The following is a 21071-nucleotide window of genomic DNA, read 5'->3' as shown; positions in this document are numbered from 1 at the left end:
GAGAACTTCTTCTGCAAGCTCAAGGAGTTCAAGCGCATCGCCATGCGCAGCGAAAAAACAGACAGATCATTCGAAGCCATGATCTATCTCGTTGGCGCAATCATCAATTCAAGATAATTCCCAACAGGCCCTGAAAAAGGCGGTGTTCCCTGAAGCTCTTGGGGGCCTGTCATGAGCTGACTTTTCAAACACTCTCCTAAGTATGCACGGATCATGGCCAGCGTTGCCCGATCAGGGCGGCGGGTGCCGGCCTGAAGTTAAAGGGCGGGGACCAGGGCAGGAAAAAAAACGGGTGGCAGATATTCGTTAAAGCCGGTTTTGCTGCCGTCGTGTTTCACCCATTGTGCCTGCCGGGTTTCAGGCTGGTCAGATCCAGGTGATGCGCTTCCACCCACCTGCTGGCGTTCCGCGCAGGACGGCCTGGCCCTGCCGACGCGCGGAGTGCATGGCCCGTGCCCGTTTCCCGGCGATGGAGGACTGAACGCTGCTGCATCATTTTGAATACCTGTTCCAGCATTATGGATATGGGGTGATCACCTTTATCGTCATGCTGGAAAGCATGGGGCTGCCGCTGCCAGCTGAAACACTGATCATTTCCGCTTCCGTCTACTGCGCTGCAACCCATAAGCTGGATATCCAGTGGGTGGCGCTTGCGGCGGTGGCGGGTGCCGTGATCGGGGATAATATCGGCTACATGATCGGACGCAGGGTCGGTCTGCCGCTGCTGCAGAAATATGGCGCAAGGATCAAGCTGACCCCGGATCGCCTGCTGCTGGGGCGCTTCCTGTTCCGTCATCATGGCAGTGGCATCGTGTTTTTCGGGCGGTTCATCGCCCTGTTGCGGGTATTTGTTGCCCTGCTGGCGGGGGCAAACCATATGCCGTGGCCGCGCTTCATGGTGTTCAATGCGCTCGGTGGCCTGTGCTGGGCCGGGGGGTATGCCACGGGTGCGTATTACCTTGGCCGCAAGGTAACGCAGGTATCCGGCCCGGCCAGTATCGCGATGGGTCTGGCTGTGGCTGCCGGACTGGTGGCCAGCGCCATTTTCCTGCGTCGCAATGAAGAACGCCTGACCCGGCAGGCCCTGCGTGAAGCTCGTGTGGATGCGGCGGCCCGGACCGTGGATGTGCCCGGGACGCCGGTGGCGTAATCAGGTCACTATCCGGCTGTCCCATGCAAGGGAAGGATTTATTGCAGCGTCGGCCTGTTTGTGGGTGTGACTGTTCTGGTGGACGGGACGGGGACCCGGGGACCGGGCAGGCGTTCGCGCAGCATGGCATGTTCTTCTGGCGGCAGCAGGTCGGCCAGTGTCGTGCCATCCAGCACTTTCATGAATGCTCCCAGCGCCATCGACAGAACCCCGCGCAGGCGGCACATGTCCGACAGGACGCAGCAACTGCTGTTTTCGGTATCAGTGTTTGGTTCACAATGGACGAGGCGCATGTCATCCTCGGTCTGGCGTACGACATCGCCAATCCGGATGTCCCTGGGGTCATGGGCCAGCAGCAGTCCCCCGCCCCGGCCACGCCGTGCATCAATCAGCCCAAGACGTGACAGCCGATGAATGACCTTGACCAGGTGATTTTCGGATATGTCGTACGCACTGGCGATTTCATGGATCGACACACGTCTGTCCGCATGGATTCCCATGTATAGCAGCGTGCGTAAGGCATAATCGGTGTGCAGGGTCAGGCGCATGTGGCTACCTAACATAGGGGCAATCGACAGAGACAGACCCATATAAACGGTATTCCATATGCCGTTTATATGTCAAAACATGCTCCAGCCCTTGGTTTTAGTAAGCCAATGACAAATAAAGGCGACGGAAACGGTCCTATACTATCACGTAAATGTGATTGTAATGGGACGAAAACGCCTTTGTCTCGCCCCAAATCAACGGGTGCGAGTTCGCTCAGGCGCCAATCCATGCCTGCAACGCCCGCCGGGGCGCCTTATTCCTGGCCGTCGTAACGGCAATGGGCAGCCTGTCAGTGGGTGCCCGATTCTGCCCCCGACCCTGTAGCGGGGGCGGGTGGTTCCATCATCCGGTCCATCATCGCGAGCATCAGGCCCGATACGACAAAGGCCAGATGGATACCCACGCTCCAGGCCAGTGTCCGGCTGGAGATTTCATTAACCCGTATGAAATCCGCCAGTACATGGATTGCGGACATGGCCACGATGGAAGCCATGAGCTTTATCTTGATGTCCCCGAACGTGACGTGCCCGATCCAGTCGGGAAAATCCCGGTGGCTGCGTACGTCCAGCTTTGAAACAAAATTCTCGTATCCCGCGAACATCACGATCAGCAGCAGGTTCGCCAGCAGCACCAGGTCAATCATGTCGAGGATGCCAACAAACACATCATCGAATTCCAGCGTGTAGCTATGCCTGACCAGCGTCCACACGGTCTGGAAGAATTTGACCAGTATTACCAGCAGCCCGGCCGTCAGCCCGAGATACAGCGGTGCGCACAACCACCGTGCACGGAAGAACAGTCGCTCCAGGCCGCTTTCCAGCCATGGTGTTCCCTGCGTGGGAACCGGAGACGACGCCTGCGGCGTGGGATCGTGCATGACGCCTGTATAATCTCATCCTACCCGAATGGGTAGGTATATATTGCATGTCCAAATTTTTTTTATCGGACTTTTTTTCCTGCCGCGGCCGGTGATGACAATTATGTGTGTCGGCATGGTCACCCCACCATCATGGGATGGGAGTTGCGGCGGCATGAACGGGGGGATACGGCAGAATGCGCGGCGGGTGCGGAAGGTGCCCGTGAGACGGGCCGCGTCGTGCCGCCATCTTGCGTGACGGGGGGACGCCGCGCTACTTCCCGCGTGTCTTCCACCGCAACAGGATACCGATATTGGCCGTTTCCGGTAAAAGTAATGCGAACCATCGTACGCGCGCCATTGTTGTAGCCCTTGTGCTGGGTGTTGTGGTGGGGCTGGTCCTGCATGCGGCAGGCCCTGCGGCAAGCGAACCCGCCGCCCGGTTCGCCACCATGCTGACGGGGCTTTTCCTGCGGCTGGTGCGCATGATCATCGCCCCGCTTGTCTTTGCGACACTGGTATCGGGCATCGGCAGCCTTGGCGATGGGGCGCAGGTCATGCGGATCGGCGGGCGCATCCTGCTGTGGTTCATCGCCGCATCCTTCCTGTCGCTGGCGACGGGACTGGTGGCGGCCAACCTGCTGCAGCCGGGAGCGGGGTTCACCACTCCGCTATCGGTGGGGGATCTGGGGCTTGCCCACGCGCATTTCGACCCGATCGAATTCGTGCTGCACGTGGTGCCCACCAGCATCTTTGACGCCATGGGGCGCAATGACATCCTGCAGATCGTGGTGTTCTCCATCCTGTTCGGGCTGGCGCTGCCGGCGGCGGGAAAGGGTGCGCAGCGCATGATCCTGCCATGGACGGGGGAGCTTGCGCGCATCATGCTGCGCATGACCGATATGGTCATGTATGTTGCCCCTGTTGCGGTCTTCGGTTCCGTTCTGGGTAGTGTCGCGCATAGTGGGGCAGGCATCCTTGGCACGTTCGGCATGTTCCTGTGCAAATTCTATGGTACGCTGGGCGTGTTGTGGGTGCTTCTGACCTCCATGACCTTCTGCGTGCTGGGTCGGCGCGTGTTTGAACTGGCCCGGCTGCTGGTGCAGCCCATCCTGCTTGGTTTCGCCACGGCCAGCAGTGAATCCGTCTATCCCCTGCTGGTGGAACGGCTGGAACGCTTTGGCGTACCCGACCGTATCAGCGGCTTCGTGCTGCCGCTGGGCTACAGTTTCAATCTGGATGGGTCGGTGCTGTTCCAGTCCTTTGGCGCGCTGTTCATCGCGCAGGCTTACGGTATTCACATGCCGCTGGGCCAGCAGGTCGCGATGGTGATGGTGATGATGCTCAGCAGCAAGGGTATCGCCGGTGTGCCGCGTGCGGCACTGGTCACGCTGGCGGCCGTCATGCCGCAGTTCGGCCTGCCGGAGGCGGGGCTGGCGCTGATACTGGGGATTGACCATTTCCTCGACATGGCGCGGACGGCAACCAACGTGCTGGGCAATGGCTACGCTGCCGCCGTCGCAGCGCGGTGGGAAGGCCAGCTGGCCAATCACGCGCTGGCGGAAGGGGAATAAGGAACTGTATGAAAAGACTGAAGTCGTAAAGAAGTCTTTTGATGAAGATTTTTTCAGAAAGCTTTGAAGAATGCAGTCTTTTAAAAAAGGCGTTCCCAAAAACTTCTGTTAACCGGGCCTAGGTAAAACGGGACGGCTGGTGGGCCGTCCCGTTCGTGTTTTTACGCCTTGGCCAGTGCTGCGCGCAGCTTTTCATCCAGCACGTCAAGGAAAGGCTGGGTATCAAGCCACTTGGTGTCCCTGCCGACCAGCAGGGCAAGGTCCTTGGTCATCTGGCCACCTTCGACCGTTTCCACACAGACGCGTTCCAGCGTATGGGCGAAGTGGGTCACGTCAGGCGTGTCATCAAACCTGCCACGATAGGCCAGCCCACGCGTCCATGCGAAGATCGAGGCAATGGGGTTGGTGCTGGTGGGCCGCCCCTTCTGATGTTCGCGGAAATGGCGGGTGACGGTGCCATGGGCGGCTTCGGCCTCCACCACATCGCCGGTCGGGTTCAGCAGCACCGAGGTCATGAGGCCAAGGCTGCCGAAGCCCTGTGCCACGATGTCGCTTTCCACATCGCCGTCATAGTTCTTGCACGCCCAGACATAGCCGCCCTTCCACTTCAGCGCGCAGGCCACCATGTCATCGATCAGGCGGTGTTCGTAGGTCAGGCCCAGCTTCTCGAACTCGGCCTTGAATTCCCGTTCGTACACCTCCTGGAACACATCCTTGAACATGCCGTCATAGGCCTTGAGGATGGTGTTCTTGGTGGACAGGTAAACCGGCAGTTTCCGGTCGCGGCCGTAGGCAAGTGACGCGCGCGCGAAGCCTTCGATCGAGGCGCGGGTGTTGTGCATGCCCAGCGCTACACCGGGCCCCTTGAAGTCATGCACGTCCAGCACCTGCTCCGGCCCGCCATCGGCGGGGGTGTAGCGCAGCGTAACCTTGCCAGGGCCGGGGATGCGTGTCTCGGCTGCGCGGTAGATGTCGCCATAGGCATGGCGGCCGATCACGATGGGCTGGGTCCAGTGGGGGACAAGGCGTGGCACGTTGGAACAGATGATCGGTTCGCGGAAGATCGTGCCATCAAGGATGTTGCGGATGGTGCCGTTGGGCGAACGCCACATCTTCTTGAGGCCAAACTCCTCCACCCGTGCCTCATCGGGGGTGATGGTGGCACATTTCACGCCTACGCCGTAACGGCGCACGGCTTCGGCGGCTTCCACCGTTACGCGGTCATCGGTTTCGTTACGGTGGCGGATGCCAAGATCGTAATATTTCAGGTCGATATCCAGATACGGCAGGATCAGCCGTTCGCGGATGAAGTGCCAGATAATGCGGGTCATCTCGTCGCCGTCCATTTCGACAACGGGATTTCTGACCTTTATTTTTGCCATGGTACGTTTGTCTGCCTTTAAATGATGACTGTTTTTGTGTGTTTTTTCTTTCTGACGCCCGTTCGCGCAGCGGGCCTCCCGGCGGTCGCATTATTAGGCGTGCCGACAGGGGATAAAAAGCATTGCTGCATGCGGGTTCATTCACAAACGTGCCATCATCGTGCGGCCTGCCCGCATGATGGGACTACCCGAGGGGGAGGGCGTGTGACATGAAACGGTCATGACTGTCCGTTTCCCCCGTGATCCGGCCCGCAGGCAGGCCGCATTCCGGCGTCTGTGGCCCGACATGCTGGCTGGCCTCATGGTCATCCTTGCGCTGCTGCCCGCGTGCACGGCATTGCAGGGGATCGTGCGGTCGGTTGTGCTGTGGGCGGTGGTCGCACTGCTGTTCAACAGCAGGCGGATGCTGCTTGCGTTCATGCTGCCGGTGGTCGTGTTGCTGCCTGCGGCATTGTATTACATCAGCATCAGTGGCGTGCCGCCGGGATATCCGCTGTGGCTGATCCTGTTTTACTGCTCTTTTCCCGTTGTGGTGGGGTATGTGCGGCCTGTCCTGCCGTATCTGGGGTTATGGGCGCTGATGTGGGTGATGCTGACCGGGTTCTATCTGTCGCGACCACGCGGCGCGATAGTGGGCTGGCGGGTCCGCACGCGCATGGTCTGCATGGCCGTGCTGCTGGGATGCATCATCGTGCCCACCGTGCAGTTATGGCGGCATCTGCCTCCCACGCGGGGTGGGACCGAAAATCCGATGGTGCCCATCCATTCCCGCTTTGACCGGGCATGGCCGTGGAGCATGGCGACCGGCTACATCGCCGCCCGGCGTGAAACCCGGCGCGTGACCGACATGGCGCGACGGATCAGCCATGAACCGATCCGTTTCGATCCGCCGCCGCCCACCACGCCACAGGTGATCGTGCTGGTGATCGGCGAAAGCGCACGGCGGGACCACCACCATATTTATGGATATGGTCCCGCGACCACGCCGGAAATGGAGCGGGTGCCGGGGCTGGTGCGCTTTGATGACATGATCACCCCTTTTGATTATACGGTGGGCGCCGTGCCGGTCATCCTGTCCGGCTATGACCGCCTGCGGCCCGGTGCGATGCCGGGGCACGACCTGGTATCCGTATTCAACGCGGCGGGGTTTGATACATGGTGGATCAGCAACCATCCCCGGCTGGGTCCATATGACAGCGTGATTGGCGCGTATTCGGAACAGGCCCGTCATATCGTCTACACCACCGTGCATGACGGGTTGATGGGCAGTCCGGTGCTGGACGAACGCATGCTGCCGGTCGTGGATCATGCAGTTACGGATGCGCATGGACGCGTCTTTATCGTGCTGCATCTGTTCGGTAGCCATGAAAATGCGGCCGACCGTTTTCCCCGCGGTTTTGCCAGCCTTGGCACGGCTTATGACAACAGCATTGCCTATACCGACCATATGCTGGCCCATGTGCTTGCCACGCTGGTGGCGCATGGAGGGGAAGCCGCCCTGTTTTACGTATCCGACCATGGGGTGCGGATTTCGGAATGCACCGGCGGTATTCCAGCGCATGGGGATGTGCGCGCCGCGTATGAAATACCATTCTACCTGTGGACCTCCGCCACGTTGCAGATGGCCCACCCGCAGGCGGCGCAGGCCGCGCGCGATAACGTGCATGTGCCGCTGACGCTTGCGGCCCTGCCACCCAGCGTGCTGGATGCGGCAGGGCTGCATTACGGGGCTGCAGATGAAGCCCTGTCGGTGCTGTCAGCCCATCCTGCCCATATGGCGCGGATTGTGCATGGAGACAGCACGACCAACCAGACTGTTGATTATGACCACAGCCATGATGATGGCAGGTGTCATATCGCACAGGACTGAAGACAGAAGTGTTTGATGAAGCTTTTTATCGGAAAAGCTTCAGGGAACGCTGCCTTTTAAAAAAAGGCGACACCCAAAAACTTTCATTTCTTATCAATGATTTGTTTTGGCAGACTCTCTTATTTCCCGTTGGGATGCTTCTGCAGCCATGCGTCATAGCGTCGCTTGTCCAGACAGTAGGCCAGGTTCTTGTACAGCTGGATATGGCGGATATGCGTCACGTCTTCCTGGCAGGCGATCTTGTCGCTGTCCTGATATTCTTCCCATGCGGGCTGCAGGACCAGCGCGCGTTCCTTTTCCTGTGTGACGCAGGCATTGGTGACTTCATCGCCAAATTCCGTCGTGCAGTCATCAACGATCGGATAATTGGGGAATGTCAGCGCAGGCGCGGGCAGCTTTACTTCGGGGCGGATGTAGAGCGAGTTCAGTTCCCCCTCCGGCACCTCGGCGTGTGCCATGGAGACAGTGCCGGCGGCCAGCACGCCCAGCAGGGCACAGGTAAGGATCTTTTTCATGTCTGTATGCCTTTGTTCAAAACGGGATATGGCGGTCATGTGGCGAATGTGACCCTGCCGTCGCGCCATGCCAGGGGAAACGGATAAACCGGCATGTGGATTTAGGGTAGCGGCTCCATCCATTCCCGCCATGCCGGCCAGTCATGGATGATCCGCGCCAGTGCGGTATAGCCGCCACCTGCCGGATGGGCGCCATCACCACGCGCGATTTCGGCGCACCACGCGGGATGGGCCAGCAGTGGTTCCCATACCGGCAGGAAGGGCACGGACAACCGCGCGCATAATTCCGCCATGGCGTGCGACAGTGCCCGCGTGCGGTCATCGGGGCAGGGCCGCCCGACTGGCGGCGGGCCGATCATCAGGACCGGCCATGTCTGTCGGGCCTGTTGCAGGATCTGTCGTGTCGTCGCGATGGATTCATCGTGCGGGATGCGGGGCTGCCCATGCGTGGTGGATGTGCAGTCATTGACGCCAAAGGACAGCACGATGCCCCCATCGTGGCGTCCTTCCAGCCGGGGCCGGGTTTCGGCATGCCACCGCAAGGCGATGTCGCGGCCGGTCTGCCCGCGCACGCCCAGGTTGTAGGGCGTGATGTCATGGCCTGCCTGTCGTTCCGTGGCGCAAAGGCGTCCCACCCATCCCTGACAGGTTTCATCGCCGGTTCCCGTTACGTAGCTGTCACCGATAAAACAGATTCGCATATCCGCATGATAGGCGTGGCAGATGGGAAAAACCATGGTGGAAAGGATTGGCGTTTCTCTACTTTCCTATTTTGTTCTCATGCTTTAGGGTTCTTGGAACAGGTTATGAACACGGGGTGGGAATACAGGGATGCGTGCATGGATCATGCCATGGGTAGGATGCGGGTTGCTGCTGGCCCCATTATCCGCCGTGGCGGGACAGGTGATCCATCACGTGCCCCCCGCAACCGTGGGCTGCACACAGCCAGGCGCATTGCAACGGATGGCGGGCCTGTCGGCTACAGCCACGTCTGAGCGCACACTGACCCAGTTGCATTGCAGGCGCGTGGACGGGACAGGAAACTGGCAGGTGGTAGGCCATCATGGGGATGCGGTGCTGTTGCGTCACCTGCCCATCCACAAAGGGGAGGGCGCGCTGTATTTCCCTGCCGCCATCCTGCAACCCATGTCAGGCTGGGAGGGGCCGCGATCATTCGGCCTGCTGCGTCTTGTCATGGCGGGGATCGGGGCGGTGATGCTGTGGCCGCTGTTACGGTATGGCTGGCGGTTTTTACGCAGGTGGCAGGCTTGGCGCGTGTGCAGGCGACTGGTGGCCCGCCATGCCGATGCCCTGCGTATCCGGCGCAGGCAACTGGTGCAACTGAACAGCTATGGCGTGGAACGTACGACCCGGTGGCGACGGGAACAGGCGGAATTCATCAGGACCATCGTGCAGCCCGCGCTACGGAAGTCCCGTCTGCAATGGGCATGGCCCATCATTGCGGCCCGCGTGCAGGCCCGGATCGAGCATGTGGCCAGCCAGAAGCCGTCAGGCGGCGGGGCAGGGCAGGCCAGCAGTGGTTACGCGCCGGACATGGACCCTATTGCTTATGAACGGTATTGCGCCGAACGCCTGTGTAAATGTGGATGGGATGCACAGGCCACGCCACCCGGAGGGGACCAGGGCGCGGATGTCATTGCCATACGCGGCAGAACACGACTGGTCGTGCAGTGCAAATTGTACCGTAATGCGGTGGGGAACGAAGCCGTGCAGCAGATTTCAGCGGCCCGGCTGCATTATCATGCCGATATCGCGGCTGTGGTCTCCAACGCGGATTACACGAATTCGGCCCGGCAGCTGGCACGGTCCAATAACGTGTTTCTGCTACATCATGATGAACTGCCTGCTTTTGCGACCCGTCTGGCGCGGGCGCGGAAAAAGGCATGATCCTTCATTATGTCATAACATGACAAAACATGTCTGATGGAATGCGCGCCGGGCTACCCGGCGCGATATATTCAATCGCGCGATGCCGCGGGAACAGGAGCGGAAGGACGATTGCGCGTACTCAACCGGACCGTGATCAGCAGATGGGCGATCATGCGTGCAGAGTTGCTCATGTATCATACCTCCTATCCTTCCTATACATGAATCGTTTCATGAAAGCGAAGGTTTCCTGCAGGGCTGAAACAAATTTTCCGTGCCGTTGCGTTTTATGTCCGCTGCCCCCATCTTTAAGGTCAGAAACGGACGGGATGAGGGAAAGGTTTGAGACGACATCGTGTAATGCTGGATGGTCGTGAACTGTATGCGGGGGCGCAATGGACGCATGTACAGCGATTCGCTGATGCACTGCGTGCCCGTGGGCATGATGCCGTGGCGATTCGCGATGAAACGCCGCTTCCTCCCCGCGCACCGCGTCCCCGGCTGACGGGACTGCCCCCACGGGGTGCCGCGGCCCGTCGGCGCGTATAGGGGCATGGCATACGTCTATCTGCTGGTTGCGATTGTGGCGGAAGTCACCGCCACATTCTGCCTGACGTTATCCAATGGCTTTACGCGTCTGGGGCCATCATGCGTGACCGTGGTCGGGTATGGCGTGGCGTTCTATTCGCTGTCCCTGGCGTTGCGCGCCATTCCCACCGGCGTGGCCTATGCCATCTGGTCGGGTATTGGCACCGTGCTCATCACACTGGTCTGTCGCGTGGTGCTGGGACAGAAGCTGGATCTGGCAGCGGTCGCTGGCATGACGCTTATCATATGTGGCGTACTGGTCATGAACCTGCTGTCCAGCGCAGGCCAGCACGGATAAAAATGGCCGGTCCCGTAAACAGGACCGGCCGCATACATCAATGTCGGCCCGGACCGCCGCCGTGACCGCCACCACCACCGTGGCCGCCGCCACCGCCGCCACCGCCCGGTCCACCGGGACCGCGACCACCGCCGCCGGGGGCGCCACCGCCCGGACCGCCATGGCCGCCGCCACCGTGGAAACCGCCACCCGGTCCACCGCCATGAAAATCACCGCCGGGCCTGCCCCCACGGAAGCCACCACCCGGGCCACCACGACCGCCGCCACCGCGGCCCCATCCGCCGCCGCGCCCCATATATTCGGGCACGCCGCCGTAATAATCGCCATATCCGCTATAATACCCCCCCGAGGGGCCGTAACCGTACCCGCCGTAATAGCCGCCATATCCGGGGCCATCCACGCAGGCGACAAGCGGACTGGCCAATACCAGCGCCGACAGTGATCGGGTCAGTCGTTTCATGGGAAAGAAATCCTTTTTCCATATACAGCTTCACGTCCTGATCCTGTCAGGTTTTCAACTGTATAAAGAAAAAAGGTATAAAGACGACCATTGATGGCCGTCATCCCGCAGGTGATGGACGGGGCGATAGCGCACACCATCCGTTACCTGCGGGTTTCAGGGATTGGTTCAGGCCGTCTTCAGGTTATCGGCCTTGGCCAGTTCCTTGACGCGGCGCAGCAGGGAAACGCCATAATCCTCGGCTTCCATGGCGGAAGAAAAACCGCTCAGCGTGCCGGTCAGACCACCGATATTAACTTCCAGGCTGTATTTGCCCTGTGCATCGGGACCACTGGTTGCCACTTTGCTCATGATAGCATCCTAATTCTTGTTCTGTAGGGGACACGCAGTGTGTCCGTTCCCATTTACATGGGGTGGGGTCGCGCGGTGATCCATGCCTGCCGCCGCATGGCAGCCTGTCATGCGGTTATCTTGACAAGGGGACAGTCGATACCGTGTGCATGCCGTTCCGCCCGATCAGGTTGGACGTACCGTACCCGACCCGTATCGCCCTGTTATTTCTGGCGCGCGAGTTCGGCTTCCAGCTTTCTGGCGCGTTCTTCAAGTGCCCGTGCGTGTTCGGGCCGGTCTTTCAGTGCAATGGCGTAGTCACGACGCACCTGTTCGAGTTCGCGCTGCAGGTCTGTGGCGGAAGGAAGGTGATGTTCAGATGACATAAGGTATTCCTGTGTTCTTGTATTGGCTTGCCCTTTCATGTCGGAACACCTTTCCCCTGTCGCAACCTGCCCTTTGTGCGGATGTGGTATGACATGGCCGGACAACGGTTTGTGATACCCGCCATCGCTGGCATGATTGGAGGGGATGGGTGGGACATGGGCCACGGCGGACCGATCCCCCGGGAGACTGGACCACCGTAATCGGGAAAGGGAGAACAGGACGTGGATTTCAAGGCAGGCGATATCGTGGTGGTCAGGGACGATGCGGCAGTCAAACCGGAACTGCGCGGCATGAAAGGCGCCGTTGTCGAAATTATTGAAAATGGCCAGATCCGCGTGCGTAGTGACCGCACGGGCAATGACGAATGGTTTTCCGCAGCCGACCTGCGCCATGAATGACCCGGGAAGTGCTCAGTCCCCATCCCACAGGTGCAGGAAAGCGTAAGGATAGGCCACGCATGTCCGGACAAGGTGCCGCATCCGGGCGGACCATTCACGTGGCGGGATGGAGGGGGGGCGGATTGCCTGCATGACCTTTGCTCCTTGCCGGTGCCGGGGTGCTGCTGTCGCGGAGCACGCGCCCGAAGGGTCCATGAATCCAGCAACGTCAGGAAGGCATGAAAGATGCACCGGCACGGATCACATCTGCATGAAATGGTTCCTGATGCGCGGCAGGCGCATTGCGGCTGCGCATGCCGTGTTTGGACGATTGTCCGTTCAGGGTGTTAGAAGGAAAGGTGCCGGGCCTGCCGGTGACCGGATCGACAGACAGCGAAGAGATTGATGAATCGCGGCAAAATTGTAAAATGGGTTACCATTGTGTCCCTGCTCCTGATGATTGGTAGCGTGGGCGTTCTGGTGCGCGGAATGACGGCCGAGGGGATTGGCCCGATATCATGGATGGTGGCTGAAGGGCTGGCCGGCCTTGGTCTGCTGGGGCTTGGGGTCATCAACCTCAGCGGCGGGCGCGACTGATACCGCCACACCCGCGCCGGATCGTGTGGACTAGTTGCCCATGCCCGGTCCGCCCGTTCCCCCGGGGCCATCGCTGGGCGCATCCTGTCCCGGTGATCCGGTCATGCCCCCAACGCCGCCGCTTTCGCTTGGATCACTGGGCGAACGATCGGCCTGACATGCTGTCAGCCCCGCGAGCAGAAGCAGAACGGCAATCTTTTTCATCTGGGTCTTATGTCCTTCAATCACGCTATGGTGAGGTATGTAAGGATCTTCCCCCCGGAATCAACGGTATTTCCCATCTCCCTTAATGGCGCCGGCGTGGTACGGGTTGCACGCCCATGCGGTAAAGGGTGATTTCATCATATGTCTGCCCCGGTCTCAGTTCGATACTGGGAAAATCGGGATTGTTGGGACTGTCAGGGTAATGCTGGGTTTCCAGCGCCACGGCGTCCGTCTGGCGATAGGCCCGGCCCGCTGGCCCGGCGTAACGTCCGTCAAGCGAATTGGATGTATAGACCTGCAGCCCCGGCTGCGTGGTCAGTACATCCAGCACCCGTCCCGATGCCGGATCCCACAGATGGGCGGCAGGCACAGGGGTGTGCGATAGCTGGCCATTGATGATCCAGTTCTGGTCATAACCATGCGGATACATCATCTGCGGGTCCGTATCGCGTAGCCGGTCGCCGATACGGTGGGGTGTGCGGAAATCCAGTGGCGTGCCCGCAACGGGCGCGACCGTCCCCAGCGGCAGGGATTTCGCATTGATCGGCGTGAAGGTATCGGCATTGACCTGCAGGACTTCATTTTCGATTGACCCACTGCCTTCCCCATTCAGATTGAAGTAGCTGTGGTTAGTCAGGTTGATCACCGTGGGCCGGTCCGTTGTTGCGGTATAGTGCAGCGACAGTTCATTGCTGTCGTTCAGGCTGAAGGTGACATGCGTGATCAGCGTGCCAGGGAAGCCTTCATCCCCGTCCGGGCTGACCAGTTTCAGGGTTACGCTGGCGCCACTGGCGGTGACATTGGTGTTTTCCACCGTCCATACATGCTTGTCGAATCCCCTGTGGCCACCATGCAGGGCATTGGTCCCCTCGGTTCGGGGGATGTGGTAGGTATGCCCGTCCAGCACGAAGGCACCATTGGCGATGCGGTTGGCCACGCGCCCGACCGTCGCCCCGAAAAACAGGCCGCCACGGGCGCTGTCACGCGTGTATCCTTCCAGCGTCGGGAACCCCAGCACGATATCCGCCACGTGGCCGCTGTCATCCGGTGCATCAATGGCGGTGATGGTCGCGCCATAGGTCATGACCTGCACGCGTATGCCGTGGCTGTTGGACAGGGTGAAACGGTCGACCATCCGGCCGTCCGGGGTGGTGCCAAACGGTGCGCGGCCCAGTGTCACCGGATCTGTGGTGTCCGCATGCGCCACCGTGACAACCGCCATCGCCAGCAGCAGCCCGGCCACGGGAAAACGGCGGCTCCCGTGCCAAAAAAAAGTGTGCATGGAGCATTCCTGTCATTATGGGGTCGATATGAAACCCTGTTATCTGCTGTTTATCTTGCCGCTATGGGGCCGATCCTGCAAAACAGGGCAATGAATCCGGGTCTGGTGTGTACGCGCGCGTTTCGTGCGCCTGAAAGGGAGAAGATGCGATACAGGGTTGTGGTGGCGCTGATGGCCGCGGGTATTGCCTGTGGTGGGATGGTAAACGGCGCACGGGCGGCACAGGTACAGGACCTGCCCGCATCCCCGGCCCCGCATGCCGAGACGGAACTGCAGAAGCTGCCGCCGTACCAGAACAAGGTGAATGAATATATCGACCTTGCATCCGTTCAGGTACATGGCACGCATTCATCCGCCACCTTCATCCAGGATTTTGACGAGGATATGATCCGTCACGGGCTGCCCTTTGCCTCGGTCCGGTTTTCCGTCATGTACAACTGTGCGGCGGATACGTACCGCACGCTGTCCTATGCCACATGGTCGGGTCACATGGGCACGGGCCACCGGATTGCTGACGGCCCGGTGCCACGTGGGGAGATGACGGTTGACCCGTCGCTCCGTGATGGCAGGCGTATCGCATGCGCCCATGTGGGCCACACTCATGCCGGGGGGCAATAATCCCCCTTTTGGGGATAAACCAGTAAGTTATGTGGATAACAGCGTGGATGGGCCAGCGCGTCGCACGCTGCATGGCCGGGGGAACTGCTAAAAATGAACGATCAGGTTTCTGTGGATAGTCATGTCGTTGATGTCGTGGCGGCATGTCTGCCCACCGTCACGGGCCGTGATGCGGTGACCATGCCGGCACAGGATCGGGCGCGTGTTTTCCTGCTGCAGCTGGAACAGCGGGGGCTGACGGTCGCACCGCGCGAAAGGACGGACGGCGCATCGGCCCTGCACCAGATTTCGGACGGCCTGATCGACCTGTTTTCCAGTGAGGACCGCAAGCTGAAATACAGCGCCCTGCTGGTGCTGTTCCTTGTGCTGGTGGTGCTCTACATCCAGCCGCTGGTCATCCTGTTCGGGCTGCTGCTCAGCGGTGTGGCCTTTTTCATATTCGCACTGACACGCCGTAACCCCACCGACTGATTACTTCAGGGGCGGGCAGCAGGTGCGGCAAGTGTATCGCCCGGTTGCGCCGGGTTCTTGGCGGGCATGATGTCGTCGCTGCCGCTGGAGCCGGAAACAAGCTGCCACTGCCGTCGGTCATCCTGATAGCGCGACAGGCACATAAGCAGCGCCTGGTATTTTTCCAGCCGCCCCGGATCGCTGACCAGTGACAGGCAGGCGGCGCGCAGGTCACTGTCGTATCCGGTCCAGTGCGCGGTCAGGGTTGCCTGGCTTTTCTGTTCGGCGCCAATGCATTCCCCATCCGTATCCTGCATTTCGATATGGGCGCGGTCGCAGTTGGCCGCGATATCATATTGTGGCAGCACCAGCCTGCGGCCGTGCTGGGTATCGTAAGGATGATGGGCCAGTTTTTCGATATCCACCACCGGGGCCGCCGCATGGGCGGCGGGAGCCGGTTGCAGCGGCGATGGCAGGCTTTCCCCATGCTGGGTGGCATACTGTGCCAGGTCATCAAGGGCTGCCATCGCTCCCTTTACCGAAAACTGTACCGGTTCGTGCTCGAACGGGATCAGTGCGCCCGTGGCAGCTCCCTTCAGGGCGACGACCAGATCGGGCACGGTGTCGGGTTTCAGGTCGCCCCCGGCAGTATCCCATTTCTGGGCATTGCCGAAGACCTGCAGCGCAATGGTGAATTTGCCGATCATCACCATGGCCGTCTCCACTCCTTTCGGGTTGTGGTAACGGCCGTGACGCTGATGGACGGCAATGCCCACCGTACCGCTGGCTGCACGGTAGAACATGATATCCAGCGTGCCCTGATGGGACATGATCATGGGCTGGCCCGCCGGTCCGTTATTGGCGAATATCCAGTCCGGGTCAGCGGCGTGCGCATATGATGTGGCGCAGAGGGTCCCGATTGCCAGGATGGCAGCAGGTAGCAGGCGCATCCCGGCTATTTCCTTCCAGTATCCAAAAAAAAGTCATCAACGGTCGCCATGATAACGGCGCGATACCAACTGGCCAATGCCGACCGCACAGGTCGCCCCTGTGGCGCGTAAAAAATGAAAATCTTCTTTAGTATTATTTTTGCCGTTGGCATGGCACGCATCGCGGTGAAGGACGGACATATTTTGTCGCAGACCGGTCACGATCATGCATCATGGTGTCCATGTTCCCCGTCATGGAAACAGGCATGTGGAAATATCCTTCCATGGCCTGAATTATGACAATATATGTCTAAATCACGTCACAGTGATGCTGGAATTATCCATTACCCCGATTCGTCGGTCCTTGTTGCAATGGGATTGTCGCAAAGTGAGCAGGAAACAGAACTTTCTTCTGGGCTGTATGGCACTGATCTCCCTGCCGGGGATTGCGCTGGCGCAGTCGTACGATGAACGGCCCCGTGCCGTGCCCGTGGCCATGCAGCCCGAAGATGAAAACAGCAGCCCCAGCCCATCGCGGATGCTGGTGGATGAACGTGCCGGTGGCTGGGTCGCCATTCATCATACGCCCGATGCGGGCGTGCATACCGACCTGTGCATTGCCGGGTCGGAAAGCGAGATCCTGATGTTCCGCGCCGATGCCGATTCGCTACAGGTGCGCAGCGCGGATGACCACTGGACGCTGGCCAACGGTGAAAAGGGCGACATGACGGTCACCGTAGGTGCCTATACCCGTGTGTTTCACATGCAGGCCAATGACGCCACGACCCTGGCTGCCGACATCCGCGCCGATGACCTGACCCATCTGCTGGACGCCATGGCGACATCGCATATGGCGGTGGTGAAATTTGGTAGCCGCACGACGCTGAGCGTCAACCTGGCGGGCAGCATTCCCGTTCTGGACCGTTTTCGTGGCTGTGCCGAAACCCAGCATTTCGCCAATCTGGGCCAGGGTGCGGGACAGAAGGCTTCCCCGTTTTAGGGGCGTGAATGCGTATGGCTATCCGGGCAAGGACGGCTTGTACCAGAGCTGATGTACATGAAGCCGGTCAGGTCCGTACGGGTGCAGGGGGGCATGCCGCCTGCACGCGGTACCTGTGCCAGTGATCGGATGGCGCGTGGCTGTAATAGAACCCGCGCTTGAGTATGTTTTCCACCAGCCGCAGGCCGGGATTGGCCGCAAAATACAGCGTGCGTTCCAGTCCTGTCGTGGTGGGAGCGCTGGCAAAGCGGGCATTGCCTATATAGGACGGGAATTTCCCGTTCTCCCGCGCCAGTCCGGGCCAGACGCTCAGGGCGCCAAGCCCGGTTTTCCATGGCTGGCCCATCAATGTGTCGATTGGCGTGGCCGTGTAGTGCAGGCAACGCAGGATCCTGCGCGCGCCAGACGGGGTAATCAGGTAGGCATGGGCACCCCCGGGTGACGTGGACATACGGGTCAGCCAGTAATCACGCCCCAACGGCACAAGTTTGCGCTGCAGGCGGGTGGCATGTTTTCCGTCGCCAAAAAAACGCACGAATTCCCATTCATCCTGTCGCGTCATCAGGGCGTGCACGACATAGGGCCAGTCGGGGGAAAGCAGGACGTCATCTTCCAGCACGATCCATGGCCTGTCCATGGTTGCGATCCGCTGCAGGGCCTGCCTGTGCGACAGCATGCAGGCTATTTCTCCCGGGTACAGATCCTTGCCCATGAAAATCCGGCGTCTGCGCCTGTTATAGATTTCGTAATCATGATCGGTCAGGTCATGGGCATCAACCGCGTCCAGAAAATCGAAATCAAGACCGAATGCGGTAAGTTGCCGTGTCAGTGTATTCCGACGTTCTATAGCGCATGACAGGCTGATTACAAGAATTTCCGGGAAATTACGTTTCATATATTTTGGATGTGGTTTCATTTTATTTTTTATTCATTTTTTATTTCATGAAATATTATTGTGTAAACCACATGCAGGAACAGATCGGGGCATACGTTAACGACCTCATCATTATAAGGATAGGGATATATCGTCGATTTATCCGCAGACCCGCATGCATCATTCCCATTGCGGGCAGGGCAGTGACGGACGTGATGCCTGCCGCCACGCAACGCAGGGCTGGTGACGGGCAGGCGGGCGCCTGCGTACGGTTGGGGAAACCAGCCGGTTGTGCGTGCATGGCAGCCCGCACGCTGTGCCGTGGTGACAATGACGGTGTGTATGGCAAACACTCTTCCCTTCCGGATTGTCAGTGCAGGCTGACCCACATGAAAAGGAAGACAGGACGTGATGAGGCGACGTTTTCATCTTGGCGTACTGGCGGGCTGGCTGGCCATTATCGCGGCAGTAACGGCCCCCGGCCCGGCCGCGGCACGGGATGCGAAGGCACGCCATGAAGCAGCCCCGGCACCGGTGGCCACACTGGACGTGGCGGCGTTCCAGACGCAGGCGGCCCAGTATGTGGGCAAGCTGGTGCAGGTCGAGGGGTGTTACATTACTTCCGCCAATTCAGGCGGGGCGGATTGCGCGGCCTTCCGCATTGCCGACCTGCCGGGGCAGGTGGACTGGAACGGGGCGGTGCCGCTTGATGGCCCGACGATGGAGGAATCCTCCTTTCGCAAGGCCCAGCAGATCTGTGGCGATACCGGCAGGAATGTACAGTGTCAGGCCGAGGTCAGCGGTGTGGTATACGACCCGTTCGGGGATATGGGAGTACAGGGACAGCGCAATTTCGAACTGCGCAACGCCCGTATCCACTGGCTGGCGGAACCCGTGCCGCACAGGGTCGAACGGCACCGCACGGGCAACGAACGTTCGGCTTCCCGCTAGGGGCGTCCGGACCCCGCCCCTGAACCTGCGTTCCGGGGCGGACGTGGCTTAATGGCCAAGCAGGTGCGACAGCACGGTCACCACCCCACCGCACAGGACGCTGCCCATGACGACCATGGGCACGATCCACATCTCGCGCATGATGCCTTTCGCATGGTCCATGGCACGACGCGTATGAATGCTGCGTGTGGAGGGCAGTGGCGTATTGATCATGGTTGTCATGGCATGCGTCCCGGGGCGCTCTGGACCCAAAAAAGCGACTGCGGTTCGTGACCGGTGGCGCGTAATGCAGACAGGATTGAAACCTGTCAAGCATGAAAATTCTCCCTATTTGCAAGGGGCATGACAATCACCTGAAAAATACCGGTTTCCCGCCACTTTTTCTGTTGGGCATGCTTTTCATGCGTGGCGGCGTTGCGGGCCGTGTCGGGATGCCCGATAAGATCCGTTTGGCCATCCGAGACAGGCCGCCCTTACGTCCGGGATTCCCTGCATGACTCCGCTTGCGCTGATTCTGATCGGCATTGGTTCCATTGCCGTCCTGCTGTTGCTGATCCTGCGGCTGAGGCTGCATCCTTTTGTGGCCCTGCTGATTGTCGCGGTGGGGGTGGCGTTGCTGACCGGCATGCCGGTGGCAAAGCTGGCTGATGCGGTTCAGGGCAGCATGGGTAGCACCATGGGCCATATCGCCATTATCGTGGCCCTCGGGGCCATGATCGGGCGGATGATTGACCTTTCGGGCGGGGCCGCTGTCGTGGCGCAGGGACTGGTGCGCCGGGTGGGGGCCGCCCATGTGCCGCTGGCGCTGGTCATTTCCGCCTTCGGTGTCGGAATTCCGGTGTTTTTCGAAGTCGGCGTCATCATGCTCATGCCGCTGGTCTATGGCATGGCGCGGCAGACGGGGCGGCCACCTGCGGTCTTTGGCATTCCCATGGCGGTGACCATGCTGACGGTGCATGCGTTGCTGCCGCCTCATCCAGGTGCCGTGGCGGTGGCGGCGGCACTCGGTGTGGGGGCGGGGCACATGCTGCTGCTTGGCCTGCCGCTGGCGGCGGTAGTGACCGTGCTGACCTATGTGCTGACGCGCCCGATCATGACGCAGCCCTTCGGCTGTGCGCCCGATATCCGCGCCGTGGTGGATGAAGCACGCGATGCGGCCCAGGGCCATGGTGCGGCGGATGAACCTGCCCGCCTGTTCATGCAGGCAGGCCAGCACCGGCCGGTCGGCATGGGGGAAATCGTCGCGGTCATTGCCGTGCCGGTCATGCTGATGGTGACGGGTACGCTGGCGGGGGAACTCATGCAGCAGGGTTGCCTGCGCTCGGTTCTGGTTTTTGCGGGCATTCCTTTTGTCGCCCTTGGGCTGGATGTCATGCTGTGCGCGTGGCTGCTGGGGCTGCGGCGCGGGCTGGCGCTGGCGACCGTGTCCGACGTGGTGGCCGCTGCCCTGCCGGGAACGGCCATCATCATCCTGATTACCGGCGCGGGTGGCGCGTTCGCGCAGGTGCTGGTGGGTAGCGGCGTGGGTGATGCGCTGGGTGGCCTGCTGGCGGCAAGTGGCCTGCCGCTGCTGGTGCTGGCCTTTGTCCTGACCATGATCCTGCGCGTGGCGCAGGGGCCGACGACGGTGGCGCTGATGACCACGGCGGGTATCCTTGGTCCCATGATCGGGCGGCTGCATCTGGACCAGACGCATCTGGCCCTTGTGGCGCTGGCCATGGGGGCAGGCGGCATGGCGCTGTCGCATGTCAATGATGCGGGGTTCTGGATCGTGACCCGCATGTGCGGCGTAAGTGTGCGCGAAGGACTGCGGAGCTGGAGCATCATGACACTGATCGCGGCCCTGCTGGTTTTTGCGGGTGTCGCCGCGATGTGGGCAGTAATGCCAGTCTGAAAGGTGCCGCTTTTTTCAAAAAGGCGGTGTTCTTCGAAGCTTTTTGAAA

27 protein-coding genes and 1 pseudogene are annotated in these 21071 nt (G+C 60.4%); 14 read left to right on the top strand and 14 right to left on the bottom strand.

Annotation, left to right across the window (positions count from 1 at the left end; genetic code table 11):
• Positions 1-117, top strand: a pseudogene (locus tag MSKU9_RS18090) (IS5/IS1182 family transposase); the annotation flags it as partial.
• Between the two features lie 430 nt (positions 118-547).
• Positions 548-1150 (top strand): DedA family protein, encoded by a 603-nt coding sequence (locus tag MSKU9_RS10045; RefSeq protein WP_227002452.1) that lies wholly within the window; start codon positions 548-550, stop codon positions 1148-1150.
• A 38-nt stretch (positions 1151-1188) separates the two neighbouring features.
• Here MSKU9_RS10045 and MSKU9_RS10040 read toward each other — a convergent pair whose 3' ends face one another.
• Positions 1189-1698, bottom strand: coding sequence for an RrF2 family transcriptional regulator (locus tag MSKU9_RS10040; RefSeq protein ID WP_141261334.1), 510 nt, complete (start codon positions 1696-1698; stop codon positions 1189-1191).
• Between the two features lie 290 nt (positions 1699-1988).
• Complete coding sequence (locus tag MSKU9_RS10035; protein ID WP_141261325.1) at positions 1989-2576, bottom strand: TIGR00645 family protein; 588 nt, start codon at positions 2574-2576, stop codon at positions 1989-1991.
• A gap of 293 nt (positions 2577-2869) precedes the next feature.
• Here MSKU9_RS10035 and MSKU9_RS10030 point away from each other — a divergent pair, with 293 nt between their 5' ends.
• Positions 2870-4129: a dicarboxylate/amino acid:cation symporter gene (locus MSKU9_RS10030; RefSeq protein WP_141261324.1), complete on the top strand. Its 1260-nt coding sequence runs from the start codon at positions 2870-2872 to the stop codon at positions 4127-4129.
• A 161-nt stretch (positions 4130-4290) separates the two neighbouring features.
• Here the strand turns inward: MSKU9_RS10030 and MSKU9_RS10025 are convergent, their stop codons facing one another.
• Positions 4291-5511 carry an NADP-dependent isocitrate dehydrogenase gene (locus MSKU9_RS10025; protein ID WP_141261323.1) on the bottom strand — a complete coding sequence of 407 codons (1221 nt, stop codon included), beginning with the start codon at positions 5509-5511 and terminating at the stop codon, positions 4291-4293.
• A gap of 220 nt (positions 5512-5731) precedes the next feature.
• Here MSKU9_RS10025 and MSKU9_RS10020 point away from each other — a divergent pair, with 220 nt between their 5' ends.
• A complete protein-coding gene (locus tag MSKU9_RS10020) occupies positions 5732-7381 on the top strand; it encodes a phosphoethanolamine transferase (protein ID WP_141261322.1) in 1650 nt (549 codons plus the stop codon).
• A gap of 119 nt (positions 7382-7500) precedes the next feature.
• Here the strand turns inward: MSKU9_RS10020 and MSKU9_RS10015 are convergent, their stop codons facing one another.
• Together MSKU9_RS10015 and MSKU9_RS10010 are read right to left on the bottom strand one after the other, a co-directional pair.
• On the bottom strand, positions 7501-7896 hold the full coding sequence (locus MSKU9_RS10015) for a hypothetical protein (RefSeq protein WP_162853811.1): 396 nt from the start codon (positions 7894-7896) through the stop codon (positions 7501-7503).
• A 101-nt stretch (positions 7897-7997) separates the two neighbouring features.
• Positions 7998-8597, bottom strand: a complete 600-nt coding sequence (locus MSKU9_RS10010; RefSeq protein ID WP_141261320.1) for a GDSL-type esterase/lipase family protein — start codon at positions 8595-8597, stop codon at positions 7998-8000.
• Between the two features lie 145 nt (positions 8598-8742).
• On the opposite strand from MSKU9_RS10010, the gene MSKU9_RS10005 reads away from it, so the two are divergent.
• The 3 genes from MSKU9_RS10005 (at position 8743) to MSKU9_RS09995 (ending at position 10669) form a co-directional block, all read left to right on the top strand.
• Positions 8743-9804: a restriction endonuclease gene (locus MSKU9_RS10005; protein ID WP_227002451.1), complete on the top strand. Its 1062-nt coding sequence runs from the start codon at positions 8743-8745 to the stop codon at positions 9802-9804.
• A 339-nt stretch (positions 9805-10143) separates the two neighbouring features.
• The gene (locus tag MSKU9_RS10000) at positions 10144-10332 is read left to right on the top strand and encodes a hypothetical protein (RefSeq protein ID WP_141261333.1); all 189 of its coding nucleotides are present in this window, start codon (positions 10144-10146) and stop codon (positions 10330-10332) included.
• Between the two features lie 4 nt (positions 10333-10336).
• Positions 10337-10669 (top strand): DMT family transporter, encoded by a 333-nt coding sequence (locus MSKU9_RS09995; RefSeq protein ID WP_141261318.1) that lies wholly within the window; start codon positions 10337-10339, stop codon positions 10667-10669.
• Between the two features lie 37 nt (positions 10670-10706).
• Here MSKU9_RS09995 and MSKU9_RS18375 read toward each other — a convergent pair whose 3' ends face one another.
• From MSKU9_RS18375 to MSKU9_RS18255, 3 genes are all read right to left on the bottom strand, one after another.
• Positions 10707-11129 carry a hypothetical protein gene (locus tag MSKU9_RS18375; protein WP_193557678.1) on the bottom strand — a complete coding sequence of 141 codons (423 nt, stop codon included), beginning with the start codon at positions 11127-11129 and terminating at the stop codon, positions 10707-10709.
• 168 nt (positions 11130-11297) lie between these two features.
• Positions 11298-11480: a hypothetical protein gene (locus tag MSKU9_RS09985; protein WP_025437346.1), complete on the bottom strand. Its 183-nt coding sequence runs from the start codon at positions 11478-11480 to the stop codon at positions 11298-11300.
• 203 nt (positions 11481-11683) lie between these two features.
• Complete coding sequence (locus MSKU9_RS18255; protein WP_162853810.1) at positions 11684-11845, bottom strand: hypothetical protein; 162 nt, start codon at positions 11843-11845, stop codon at positions 11684-11686.
• Between the two features lie 222 nt (positions 11846-12067).
• On the opposite strand from MSKU9_RS18255, the gene MSKU9_RS18250 reads away from it, so the two are divergent.
• Both MSKU9_RS18250 and MSKU9_RS09980 read left to right on the top strand, forming a co-directional pair.
• Positions 12068-12244 (top strand): hypothetical protein, encoded by a 177-nt coding sequence (locus MSKU9_RS18250; protein WP_162851940.1) that lies wholly within the window; start codon positions 12068-12070, stop codon positions 12242-12244.
• A gap of 420 nt (positions 12245-12664) precedes the next feature.
• A complete protein-coding gene (locus MSKU9_RS09980; RefSeq protein ID WP_227001026.1) occupies positions 12665-12820 on the top strand; it encodes a hypothetical protein in 156 nt (51 codons plus the stop codon).
• A gap of 30 nt (positions 12821-12850) precedes the next feature.
• Here the strand turns inward: MSKU9_RS09980 and MSKU9_RS18245 are convergent, their stop codons facing one another.
• Positions 12851-13024, bottom strand: coding sequence for a hypothetical protein (locus MSKU9_RS18245; protein ID WP_162851939.1), 174 nt, complete (start codon positions 13022-13024; stop codon positions 12851-12853).
• An 82-nt stretch (positions 13025-13106) separates the two neighbouring features.
• Positions 13107-14306: an aldose epimerase family protein gene (locus MSKU9_RS09975; protein ID WP_141261317.1), complete on the bottom strand. Its 1200-nt coding sequence runs from the start codon at positions 14304-14306 to the stop codon at positions 13107-13109.
• A gap of 144 nt (positions 14307-14450) precedes the next feature.
• On the opposite strand from MSKU9_RS09975, the gene MSKU9_RS09970 reads away from it, so the two are divergent.
• Both MSKU9_RS09970 and MSKU9_RS09965 read left to right on the top strand, forming a co-directional pair.
• Complete coding sequence (locus MSKU9_RS09970; protein ID WP_227001025.1) at positions 14451-14924, top strand: surface-adhesin E family protein; 474 nt, start codon at positions 14451-14453, stop codon at positions 14922-14924.
• 93 nt (positions 14925-15017) lie between these two features.
• Positions 15018-15395, top strand: a complete 378-nt coding sequence (locus tag MSKU9_RS09965) for a hypothetical protein (protein ID WP_141261315.1) — start codon at positions 15018-15020, stop codon at positions 15393-15395.
• A 5-nt stretch (positions 15396-15400) separates the two neighbouring features.
• Here MSKU9_RS09965 and MSKU9_RS09960 read toward each other — a convergent pair whose 3' ends face one another.
• Complete coding sequence (locus MSKU9_RS09960; RefSeq protein WP_141261314.1) at positions 15401-16324, bottom strand: hypothetical protein; 924 nt, start codon at positions 16322-16324, stop codon at positions 15401-15403.
• A gap of 36 nt (positions 16325-16360) precedes the next feature.
• Positions 16361-16531 (bottom strand): hypothetical protein, encoded by a 171-nt coding sequence (locus MSKU9_RS17905; RefSeq protein ID WP_154670674.1) that lies wholly within the window; start codon positions 16529-16531, stop codon positions 16361-16363.
• A 160-nt stretch (positions 16532-16691) separates the two neighbouring features.
• Here MSKU9_RS17905 and MSKU9_RS09955 point away from each other — a divergent pair, with 160 nt between their 5' ends.
• The gene (locus tag MSKU9_RS09955) at positions 16692-17303 is read left to right on the top strand and encodes a hypothetical protein (RefSeq protein ID WP_227001024.1); all 612 of its coding nucleotides are present in this window, start codon (positions 16692-16694) and stop codon (positions 17301-17303) included.
• Between the two features lie 67 nt (positions 17304-17370).
• Here the strand turns inward: MSKU9_RS09955 and MSKU9_RS09950 are convergent, their stop codons facing one another.
• Complete coding sequence (locus tag MSKU9_RS09950) at positions 17371-18198, bottom strand: glycosyltransferase family 25 protein (RefSeq protein WP_162515732.1); 828 nt, start codon at positions 18196-18198, stop codon at positions 17371-17373.
• A gap of 390 nt (positions 18199-18588) precedes the next feature.
• On the opposite strand from MSKU9_RS09950, the gene MSKU9_RS09945 reads away from it, so the two are divergent.
• Complete coding sequence (locus MSKU9_RS09945; RefSeq protein ID WP_141261312.1) at positions 18589-19128, top strand: hypothetical protein; 540 nt, start codon at positions 18589-18591, stop codon at positions 19126-19128.
• Between the two features lie 48 nt (positions 19129-19176).
• On the opposite strand, the gene MSKU9_RS18240 is transcribed toward MSKU9_RS09945, so the two are convergent.
• Positions 19177-19350: a hypothetical protein gene (locus tag MSKU9_RS18240; RefSeq protein WP_162853809.1), complete on the bottom strand. Its 174-nt coding sequence runs from the start codon at positions 19348-19350 to the stop codon at positions 19177-19179.
• A gap of 271 nt (positions 19351-19621) precedes the next feature.
• Here MSKU9_RS18240 and MSKU9_RS09940 point away from each other — a divergent pair, with 271 nt between their 5' ends.
• On the top strand, positions 19622-21022 hold the full coding sequence (locus tag MSKU9_RS09940) for a GntT/GntP/DsdX family permease (protein WP_141261311.1): 1401 nt from the start codon (positions 19622-19624) through the stop codon (positions 21020-21022).
• Positions 21023-21071 lie beyond the last annotated feature (49 nt).

Origin of the sequence: Komagataeibacter diospyri, assembly GCF_006538165.1 — a bacterium.
Lineage (GTDB): Bacteria > Pseudomonadota > Alphaproteobacteria > Acetobacterales > Acetobacteraceae > Komagataeibacter > Komagataeibacter diospyri.
The sequence above is the reverse complement of the archived record's forward strand: the minus strand, read 5'-3'. Positions and strand labels throughout refer to the sequence as shown.

Bases quoted from the DNA above. Each gene is read 5' to 3' on its own strand.
- MSKU9_RS10045 (WP_227002452.1), top strand. From the start codon at position 548: ATGCTGGAAAGCATGGGGCTGCCGCTGCCAGCTGAAACACTGATCATT.
- MSKU9_RS10040 (WP_141261334.1), bottom strand. From the start codon at position 1,698: ATGCGCCTGACCCTGCACACCGATTATGCCTTACGCACGCTGCTATAC.
- MSKU9_RS10035 (WP_141261325.1), bottom strand. From the start codon at position 2,576: ATGCACGATCCCACGCCGCAGGCGTCGTCTCCGGTTCCCACGCAGGGA.
- MSKU9_RS10025 (WP_141261323.1), bottom strand. From the start codon at position 5,511: ATGGCAAAAATAAAGGTCAGAAATCCCGTTGTCGAAATGGACGGCGAC.
- MSKU9_RS10020 (WP_141261322.1), top strand. From the start codon at position 5,732: ATGACTGTCCGTTTCCCCCGTGATCCGGCCCGCAGGCAGGCCGCATTC.
- MSKU9_RS10015 (WP_162853811.1), bottom strand. From the start codon at position 7,896: ATGAAAAAGATCCTTACCTGTGCCCTGCTGGGCGTGCTGGCCGCCGGC.
- MSKU9_RS10010 (WP_141261320.1), bottom strand. From the start codon at position 8,597: ATGCGAATCTGTTTTATCGGTGACAGCTACGTAACGGGAACCGGCGAT.
- MSKU9_RS10005 (WP_227002451.1), top strand. From the start codon at position 8,743: ATGCCATGGGTAGGATGCGGGTTGCTGCTGGCCCCATTATCCGCCGTG.
- MSKU9_RS10000 (WP_141261333.1), top strand. From the start codon at position 10,144: ATGCTGGATGGTCGTGAACTGTATGCGGGGGCGCAATGGACGCATGTA.
- MSKU9_RS09995 (WP_141261318.1), top strand. From the start codon at position 10,337: ATGGCATACGTCTATCTGCTGGTTGCGATTGTGGCGGAAGTCACCGCC.
- MSKU9_RS18375 (WP_193557678.1), bottom strand. From the start codon at position 11,129: ATGAAACGACTGACCCGATCACTGTCGGCGCTGGTATTGGCCAGTCCG.
- MSKU9_RS09985 (WP_025437346.1), bottom strand. From the start codon at position 11,480: ATGAGCAAAGTGGCAACCAGTGGTCCCGATGCACAGGGCAAATACAGC.
- MSKU9_RS18255 (WP_162853810.1), bottom strand. From the start codon at position 11,845: ATGTCATCTGAACATCACCTTCCTTCCGCCACAGACCTGCAGCGCGAA.
- MSKU9_RS18245 (WP_162851939.1), bottom strand. From the start codon at position 13,024: ATGAAAAAGATTGCCGTTCTGCTTCTGCTCGCGGGGCTGACAGCATGT.
- MSKU9_RS09975 (WP_141261317.1), bottom strand. From the start codon at position 14,306: ATGCACACTTTTTTTTGGCACGGGAGCCGCCGTTTTCCCGTGGCCGGG.
- MSKU9_RS09970 (WP_227001025.1), top strand. From the start codon at position 14,451: ATGCGATACAGGGTTGTGGTGGCGCTGATGGCCGCGGGTATTGCCTGT.
- MSKU9_RS09965 (WP_141261315.1), top strand. From the start codon at position 15,018: ATGAACGATCAGGTTTCTGTGGATAGTCATGTCGTTGATGTCGTGGCG.
- MSKU9_RS09960 (WP_141261314.1), bottom strand. From the start codon at position 16,324: ATGCGCCTGCTACCTGCTGCCATCCTGGCAATCGGGACCCTCTGCGCC.
- MSKU9_RS17905 (WP_154670674.1), bottom strand. From the start codon at position 16,531: ATGATCGTGACCGGTCTGCGACAAAATATGTCCGTCCTTCACCGCGAT.
- MSKU9_RS09950 (WP_162515732.1), bottom strand. From the start codon at position 18,198: ATGAAACGTAATTTCCCGGAAATTCTTGTAATCAGCCTGTCATGCGCT.
- MSKU9_RS09945 (WP_141261312.1), top strand. From the start codon at position 18,589: ATGAGGCGACGTTTTCATCTTGGCGTACTGGCGGGCTGGCTGGCCATT.
- MSKU9_RS18240 (WP_162853809.1), bottom strand. From the start codon at position 19,350: ATGACAACCATGATCAATACGCCACTGCCCTCCACACGCAGCATTCAT.
- MSKU9_RS09940 (WP_141261311.1), top strand. From the start codon at position 19,622: ATGACTCCGCTTGCGCTGATTCTGATCGGCATTGGTTCCATTGCCGTC.